At 62.1% G+C, this 8,784-nt stretch carries 6 protein-coding genes and 1 tRNA gene; 4 read left to right on the plus strand and 3 right to left on the minus strand.

Annotated features, from left to right (window positions below; genetic code table 11):
* Positions 1-56: 56 nt before the first annotated feature.
* Positions 57-133, plus strand: a tRNA-Met gene (locus AC16JP_RS08515).
* Between the two features lie 349 nt (positions 134-482).
* Entirely contained in the window at positions 483-1,547 is a 1,065-nt protein-coding gene (locus AC16JP_RS08520) for a type I restriction endonuclease (protein WP_484340187.1), read from the plus strand.
* A 169-nt stretch (positions 1,548-1,716) separates the two neighbouring features.
* On the opposite strand, the gene AC16JP_RS08525 is transcribed toward AC16JP_RS08520, so the two are convergent.
* Positions 1,717-3,462 (minus strand): amidohydrolase, encoded by a 1,746-nt coding sequence (locus AC16JP_RS08525; RefSeq protein WP_484340188.1) that lies wholly within the window; start codon positions 3,460-3,462, stop codon positions 1,717-1,719.
* A gap of 291 nt (positions 3,463-3,753) precedes the next feature.
* Here AC16JP_RS08525 and AC16JP_RS08530 point away from each other — a divergent pair, with 291 nt between their 5' ends.
* Entirely contained in the window at positions 3,754-4,794 is a 1,041-nt protein-coding gene (locus tag AC16JP_RS08530) for a tellurite resistance/C4-dicarboxylate transporter family protein (protein ID WP_484340189.1), read from the plus strand.
* Between the two features lie 13 nt (positions 4,795-4,807).
* Here AC16JP_RS08530 and AC16JP_RS08535 read toward each other — a convergent pair whose 3' ends face one another.
* Positions 4,808-6,373: an AbgT family transporter gene (locus AC16JP_RS08535; protein WP_484340190.1), complete on the minus strand. Its 1,566-nt coding sequence runs from the start codon at positions 6,371-6,373 to the stop codon at positions 4,808-4,810.
* Between the two features lie 134 nt (positions 6,374-6,507).
* Here AC16JP_RS08535 and AC16JP_RS08540 point away from each other — a divergent pair, with 134 nt between their 5' ends.
* Complete coding sequence (locus AC16JP_RS08540) at positions 6,508-8,343, plus strand: SLC13 family permease (RefSeq protein WP_484340191.1); 1,836 nt, start codon at positions 6,508-6,510, stop codon at positions 8,341-8,343.
* Positions 8,344-8,398: 55 nt separating this feature from the next.
* On the opposite strand, the gene AC16JP_RS08545 is transcribed toward AC16JP_RS08540, so the two are convergent.
* Positions 8,399-8,784 (minus strand): amidohydrolase family protein (locus tag AC16JP_RS08545; protein ID WP_484340192.1); only part of this gene is annotated, 386 nt, incomplete at its 5' end.

Genomic DNA, 8,784 nt, shown 5'->3' on the forward strand with positions numbered 1-8,784 from the left:
TGAGCCACCTATGTCCTTGACCGGGCCACGGATGGGCGCTAACGCCCACGCCTCACGGCGGGGTAGCTCAGCTGGTTAGAGCACAGGATTCATAACCCTGAGGCCGCGGGTTCAAGTCCCGCCCCCGCCACCAGTCGCATCTAAGTGATTGATGCCGCAGAATAACATCTTACATCTCCGGCTTAGCTACAGCCGACTGCTGCATGTGCGGCAGTCGAAAGGCCCATCGACGTGCATGTATTTTCACCAGCGTTTCGAGAGTCCGGTTAATTTTTTGCATCGCCCGGCGCCCGCCCCGCTCCGCCCTTTCATCGGCAAACCGGAGTGGATGATTTCCCTTCGGGCCAAGGATCACGCCGAGCCGATGATATTGGAGGTGCAGGCTCGCATGAGATTGTCGGCTACAGGCATTGAATGGGCGCTAGTCGAAAGCGGCCATCAAGGGCATGTAGCGGCAACGGCTAAACAATGTGGGGGATGCCATGGAGTTGGCAGCGCGTATCGGTGAGCTTCAAAAGAGGATGGCGCAGCATCGGGAGGTGCTGTTGACTGAGGAGGCCGCCAAGACGGCGCTAGTGCTCCCGTTCCTGCAAGCCTTGGGCTATGACATCTTCAACCCCGGAGAGGTTATTCCTGAGTTCACAGCTGATGTTGGAACTAAGAAGGGCGAGAAGGTCGATTACGCCATCTGCGGAGGCGGCAAGGTTTCGATCCTTGTCGAATGCAAGCCGGTCCAATCCGAGCTTAACCTCAACCACGCGGGGCAGCTTTTCCGCTATTTCAGCGTGACCGAGGCGCGGCTGGCTATCCTCACAAACGGCGTTGTCTATCAATTCTACACGGACAGCGACCAGCCGAACAAAATGGACGCCAAGCCATTCTTCTCGTTCAGCCTGGAACAGCCGAAGCCTACGGATGCAAAGACGCTGGAAAAGTTCCAAAAGGGCACGTTCGACATCGACCAAATCGTTGCCGAGGCCAGCGCGCTCAAGATGAAATCTCTCATCAGGATTGAACTTGAACGAGAATTTGCGGAACCTTCCGAGGATTTTGCTCGATTCGTCGCTGCTAAAGTGCATGACGGCAGCATCACCAAGAATGTCCGGGAAAACGTCCAACGGCTGCTGCCTTCCACGATTTCAGAGATCGTGCGGGATTTGGTGACTAACCGGCTCAACTCTGCGCTCGAAGCCGCCAAGCCTCAGCAGAAGGAAGCGCCTGCGGCCGTGACCGTCGAAATAGAAGCGAACCTCACGACTGAGGATGAGATTGCTGGATGGCGGATGATCCAAGCCATTGGCGCGAAACTTGTTAAACCGCACCGTATCGTGACGCGGGATCAGAAGTCCTATTGCGCCATCCTGCTAGACGACAACAATAGGAAGTCCGTTGCGCGGCTGCATTTCAACGGGCTGTCAGCCAAGTATCTCGGCACTTTCACCGGCAAGGATGAGACGCGGCACCTGCTGAGCGACCTCACCGACATCTACCAGTATGCCTCGTTGATCGAAGTGCGGATTGCTGAGCTTGAAAAGGATGGCGGATAACTGCCACACAAGCGGCACACAGTCTGGAATGTGATAAAAAAATCACTTAAAACAGACATTTGAGTATTGTTAGTTCAAATCCCGCCCCCGCCACCAATATCCGAAATCCCACCCCTTGCCGGCTGGCGCTTTCTGCGCCGAAGCGCCGGTGGCGGCGCGGATGCAAACATCAGCGCTGGCTTCCCTGCGCCATGGCCGTGGCCATGCGGAACATCGCGTCGTGGGCGCAGGCTTCATCTTCCGCGTTGGGCGTGTGGTCTGCGAAGGCTGCCACCAGGGGCTTGATGTCTGGTATCGGCAGGTGCGCCTGCGCGTTCGCGTCCAGCTTGAAGATGGTTCTGCCCTCCTTGACCGTCTGCGTGACCTTGATGTCGGCGATGGTGTCGGGCGCAACCGCGGTCGGATCGCGGGAAAGCACGGCAAAGTCGGCCAGTTTGCCGACCTCCAGGCTGCCTTTGTTCTGCTCCTCGAAGTGGTGATAGGCAGGCCAGATCGTCATTGCCTTCAAGGCGGTGATGACATCCACGCGCTGATCCGGGCCAACGATGCGGCCTGATCCTCGGGCGCGCCGGGTGACGGTGGCATCCAGCACCCGCATGGAATCAGGGAAGGCCACGGGCGCATCGTGATGGCTTGAGAAGATCATACCGCGCTGGCTGGCCCAGCCAGTCGGCGAAATGTTCATGCCCGCTTGCGGGCCGATCGTGTGGTCGAGGTGCCAGTCGCCCCAATAGAAGGTGTGCATGGGAAACAGCGATGGAATGATCCCCAGTGCCTTATAACTGTCGAGCTGGTCCTCGCGCAGGAACTGCCCGTGAATCAGCACATTGCGCAGTTCCCTGGCCTTGGGGAAGCGCGCTTGCGCGGCCCGGTGCGCAGCGATCAGCAGGTCCGAGGCGCGCTCGCCATTCGCGTGGGTGATGATCTGGACGCCCTGCTCGGCCGCCCACTGCACTGCCCCCATCACCTCTTCTGCCGAGGCAGCGGCATAGCCGGAATACCCCGGCGGATAGTTGCCGACCGGCTGGTAATAGGGGCGATCGCGCCAGGCGGTGAACCCTTGCGGGCTGCCGTCGATCGTTAACTTGGCGCCGGCAAGGCGGAAACGATTTGTGTAGCCATTGCTTTGATTCGCTTTGATGAAGGCCCGGTCCACCAACACGTCGGCGTAGGAGTTGACGTCCACCTCGAAGCCACCTTCAGCGGCGACCTGTTTCAAGAGGGTCACGACTTGCGGTGTAGAGCGGCCTTCCTCGGCGGTGGTGTAGCCAAAGCGTGCCCAGAGCCTTGCGCCCTCGCGCGCGAAGGTCTTCAGCCCCGCCGGCCCGATCCTCCCCAGCACGGCTGGCATTGCGCCGATGAAAGCGGCTTCCTCAAGGGTGCCGTTGGGTTCGCTGGTGCCGGGCTTGCGCTGGATCACCCCACCGGCCGGATCTTTGCTGTCGGCGTTGTACCCCATAACCTTCAGCATGGCTGAATTGGCCGTGCCCAGATGGCCTGACTGGTGAACGACCAGCACCGGAACATCGCGCGAGACTTCGTCCAGTTCTTCCCTGGTGGGGTGCCGCTGTTCCCTGAGTTGCGCGTTATCGTAACCAAACCCGATGACAAGCTGGGTTTTTTCGACTGCGGCAGCGTTCTTCTGCATCCAGTCGCGCAGCGTCTGTTGCAGCGACGCGATATCCCTGACCTTGCCATCGGGCGGCGACAGCAGGTTGGCCGAAAGCGCCTGTAACCCGCCCACCACGATATGCCCATGCGCGTCGACGAAGCCGGGAACCAGCGTCTGGCCCTTGAGGTCGAGCAGTTGTGTGTTCGGACCCTTGTGCTTCATCACTTCGCTGCGGCTGCCCACCGCCACGATCCTGCCGCCCGCAACGGCCACGGCTTCAGCGCGCATGGCCTTGTCGTTCATGGTCAGGATGGGACCGCCCGACCAGATGCTGTCTGCGTCGCTGCGGGCGGCAGCGGGCGCTATTGCCGGCACGCTGGCCAGAATGGCGGCAACAACGGCGAGCGAATGATGTCTGGGGTTCATGCGGCCTCTGCTTTTTCGTGTCGGCCGCAATCTAAACAGGCGAAACCGCCACTGTCGAGCAGCGCGACGAGGCGCCGCGCTTTCCGGCATCCGTGCTGATGTAGCATAGAAGTCGCGGCCTGCGGGGCGGGAACGGGAGACCCGGCAGGCCAATGCGGGAGGCGGAACATGACAGACCAACAAGCAGGGCTTGCCGGCCTATCGCCGGCTACGTTCGGCATGGTGATGGCAACGGGCATCGTCTCGCTGGCGGCCAGCTTTCGTGGCTATCCGCTGGTTGCGGAAATCCTGTTCGCGCTGAACATCGCCGCCTATGTGTTGCTCTGGGCGCTCTATCTGTTGCGACTGCGGCGCCATACGCGCGCATTCCTTGACGACCTTTTCGACCATCTGCGCGGGCCGGGGTTCTTCACCATGGTTGCCGCGACCAGCGTTCTTGGTGCGCAGTGCATCCTGCTGGGCAGGTCGATCACCGCCGGGATTGCGCTGCTGGCAATTGCCGTCCTGCTGTGGCTGGTGCTGACCTATGGCATCTTCACCATCCTTACGATCAAGGAGAAAAAACCCACGCTGGACAAGGGAATCAACGGCGGCTGGCTGCTGGCGGTCGTTGCAACCCAGTCGCTCACCGTGCTTGCCGCTCTTGTCGCCACCCGCAGCGGCCAGCCGTGGAAGCTGGAACTGAACTTCTTCGCGCTGTCGATGTGGCTGTGGGGCGGGATGCTTTACATCTGGATGATGTCGCTGATTTTCTATCGCTATACGTTTTTTCCGTTTTCGCCGGGCGACCTTTCCCCGCCCTACTGGATCAACATGGGCGCGATGGCGATTTCCACGCTGGCTGGTTCGCTGCTGATCCTGAATGCGCCCGATGCGCCGTTCCTGTTGTCGGTGCTGCCGTTCCTGAAAGGGTTCACGATCTTCTACTGGGCAACCGGCACCTGGTGGGTGCCGATGCTGCTGGTGCTTGGGGTGTGGCGCCATGTCGTGCGGCGGTTCCCGTTGCGCTATGATCCGCTCTATTGGGGTGCCGTGTTCCCGCTTGGCATGTATGCGGCAGGCTCGCACCAGATGCTGCGGGCGTTCCACTTGGGGTTCCTCGAACTGCTGCCCGACATCTTTGCCGTGGCGGCGTTGCTGGCCTGGGCAGCGGCCTTTACCGGCGCCGTCAGACAGGCGCTGGCTGCCGTCCGCCGTTCGGCGACCTGAGCCGCCGCCGGCCCTAAAAGCCCCAAGGCAGGCCCAGCAGGTACCAGCCCAGCAATATCGCCGTCCAGATCGGCACCAGCCACATGGTGTAGGGCAGCATGATCGCGATCACCGTGCCGACGCCCGCATCCTTGACGTATTGCTGGCAGAAAATCACCACCAGCGGGAAATAGCCCATCAGCGGCGTCACCACGTTCATCGGCGAATCCGCCACGCGATAGGCGGCAAGTACCGTCGTCGGGTCACTGCCAAGCTGCACGAACAGTGGAATGAAGATCGGCGCGAAGATCGCCCATTTCGGGATCGCGCCGGGCATGATGATGTCCAGCACAAGTATCGCCGCCACGAAGCCGATCAGCAGCGTCACCGAACCAAGGTTCGCTGCAACCAGCATGTCAGCCATGTTCACCGCCAGCACCGTGGCGATGTTGGTGAAGCCAAAGAAGGCAAGGAACTGTGCGATCACCAGAAACAGGAACACCAGCGGCCCCATGTTCTGGAACGTCTTGTCGATCATCGAAATGGCGTGCGAACTGCCCTTCAGCGTGCCGGCCCCGACGCCATAGCCAACGCCGACCGCCAGAAACACGATCGCAACCAGCACGATCAGACCGTTCATCAGCGGGGAATCTGAAATCAGCGAGCCGGTTTCAGGATTGCGGAAAACCGCCCCCTCGCCCCAGCTAAGCGCCACAACGGCGGCCAGCACCGCAAACAGCGCCCACCCGGCATAGCGCAGGCCGCGCGCTTCGGCTTCGGGGCCGGGTCCGGCGTCCTTGGCGTCTGCCGGGCCGACGCCTTCCGAAGTCAGGTGGCCCGCCTGTGCCGGATAATAGGTGCCAAGATGCGGCTCGACGAACTTTTCCGTGATCCACGCGCACAGCGCCGACATCAGCACCAGGCTGGCGATGGAAAACCACATGGTCGCCGTTAAAGGAATGGAAAGGCCCGGCTTCACCAGATGGATCGCATCGTTGGTGATTTCCGTCAGCGCCCCATCGAGGGGCGTTATCAGCAGGTTGACGCCGAACACCGCCGACACCCCGGCGAACGCCGCCGCAATCCCGGCCAGCGGGTGCCGCCCAAGCGACAGGAACGCCATCGCGCCAAGCGGGATCAGCACCACATACCCTGCATCGGCCGCAATCGACGACAGCCCGCCCAGCAGCACAATAACGAACGTGATCAGACGCCCCGGCGTTACTGCGACGATCTTGCGGATCAGTGCGGCCACAAGCCCCGTCTGTTCGGCAACGCCGACGCCGACCATGGCGACAAGGATCATGCCCGTTGCCGAAAATGCCATGAAGTTGTCGACCCAACTGGTCAGCATGAAGCGAAGCCCTTCGGTCGAGAGCAGGCTTCGCACCTCGACGAGGCGGCTGGTCAGGTTGCCGTCGGCGTCGGTCGTTTCCAGCATGACCGATGATCCGACCGCGGCCATCACCACCGACAGCACGATCACTACACCGATCATTACCAGAAAGATCACGGCCGGATGCGGAACCTTGTTTCCCACCCGCTCGATCACGTCGAGCAGCCGGTCCATCCCCGTGCGCGGCTTCGCTGATTCCGCCATGATTACACCTCGTTGGCGCAAGTTTCCCCAGGCTGGGGAATGCACCTTATGGCGCGCGCGCTGTCAAGTGCGATGAATGGTTGATCTCAAAAGTCTTTTGCCGCAGCTTGCCCCCGCTATCGGGGAGTGGGCGCTTGGACGAAATCACGATCGTATTCCTGATCATTCTTGGCGCCGTGGTGCTGTTCATCAACAACCGGTTGCCGGTGGTGATCGTCGCGCTGGCGGTGCCGTTCGCCCTGTACATGGCCAATGTGCTTTCCATTCAGGAAGCCTTCGCCGGTTTCGGCGACCCGACGGTGATTTTCATCGCTACCCTGTTCGTCGTATCCGCAGGGCTAGAGGCCGCCGGGGTCACGGCTTGGGTCGGGCAGAAGCTGATCCAGTGGGCCGGGTCAGACAGCAGGGCGCGGTTGCTTACCTTCACCATCCTGATCGTAGCCGTGCTGACGGCGATGATCAGCGTGAACGGGGCGGTTGCCGCCTTGCTGCCTGTGGTTGTGGTGCTGGCGATCCGCACCGGCACCAAGCCTTCGCAACTGCTGATGCCGCTGGCGTTCGGCGCACATTGCGGATCGATGCTGGCACTGTCCGGCACGCCGCTCAATGTCATCACCAACGATGCGCTGCTCGATGCAGGCGCTGAACCGTTCAGCTTTTTCGCCTTTGCCTGGGTGGGTGTGCCGCTGCTGCTGGGCGGTATCGGCATCATGCTGCTGGCCGGCAAGAAGCTGCTGCCGGAAACGCAGGGGCCATCGCTGCCGGGCGATTTTTCAAGGCATGCCAGCACATTGTCCGAACAGTATCGGCTTGCCGGCAATTATTTCCGCTTGCGCGTGCGCGAAGGCTCTCCGCTTGTCGGGTTGGCGGCGGCCAGCGTGTCGGCTGATGAGCCTGGCCTCTCCATCGTCCGGATCAAAGACCCGACGGGAATGGCGCTGACAGGCGAAGCACCGATCACCGAGGGCTGTTCGCTGATCGTTTCCGGCCCTGCACAGGCGGTGGTGGCGCTGGCTGGCCAGAGCCGGCTCGCACTCGTCGGGGCAACCGTTGGCGACGATATCAGCATCGGCGATCAGGGTGCGATCGAGGAAGCGCTGTTCAACCGTGCATCCGGGCTTGCAGAAGTCGTCATTCCGCCGCGCTCGTCGCTGATCGGAACCGCAGCCTTCCCCGGCATGGCCGCCGGAGACGGCGAGCTGGTGGTGCTGGCCGTTCACCGTGCCGGTGAGGCCCTGCCTCCCGGCCCGCAAAAGCTCGCCGCTGGCGATGCACTGCTGGTGCAGGGAAGCTGGGAGGCACTGGACCGCCATCTGGCTGATCCGGCGGTGCTGGTGGTCGACAGCCCGGCGGTCGTCCGCAAGCAGGCCGTGCCGATGGGGCTTGGCGCGCGGGCTGCCATTGTCATCCTGCTGGCGATGGTGGCGATGCTGGCATTCGGCATCGTGCAGCCAGCAATCGCCGGCCTGATCGCGGCCGTTGCAGTGGTGCTGTGCGGGCTTCTCAAGGTCGAGGAAGCCTATCGTGCGATCAACTGGACGACGGTCATTCTGGTCGGCGCGATGATGCCGCTTTCAACCGCCATGTTCCAGACCGGCGCGGCGCAACTGCTGGCCGACAGCCTGATCCATGCACTGGGCGACGCCGGGCCGCGCGCGCTGCTGATCGGCCTGTTCCTGATCTGCGCCGTGATGGGGCAAGTCATCTCGAATACGGCGACGGCCCTGATCGTATTCCCGATCGCGGTGATGGCGGCCAAAGGCCTTGGCGTGAACGTGACGCCGGTGCTGATGAGCGTGAACGTAGCCTGCGCGGCAGCGTTCCTCACGCCGATCGCAACACCGGTGAACCTGATGGTGATGGGTCCGGGGGGCTACAAGTTCACCGACTACTGGAAGCTCGGCGGGCTGATGATGCTGATGTTCTTCGTCGTCGCGGTGTTCTGGGTGCCAGTCGTCTGGCCGTTCTGACGGCGGCGGCGTGATACGGGCGAGGGCGAGGCCGTGCCCCGCCCTTCCCCACAGGTCAGCGGCGATAGGCTTCCGGCAGTTGTGTGCGGTCGCGGCCGGGAAGGTAGCGTTTGGCAAGCTCGGTCTGCCTGCTTGTCAGGCTTTGTTCGACACCGCCGATAATGACCGAATCCGCAAGCGTCGACAGTTCCAGCGGATCCCCGGACCAGACCACGACATCGGCGCGGGCACCGGGCTTCAGGACGCCGAGATCCGACAACCCGAAGATTTCCGCCGGTACGCGCGTGATCGCGGCAAAAGCCTGATCCCACTTCAGGCCGCTGCCACCAGGCACCTTGGCCTGCGCCACCAGATTGCCGGCATAATTCGCCAGATCGCGCGGCTGGAACGACGCATCGAGTTCGGGAACACCCAGCGCAACCTTGACGCCCGCTGCCACCA

The organism is Sandaracinobacteroides sp. (genome assembly GCF_057137845.1).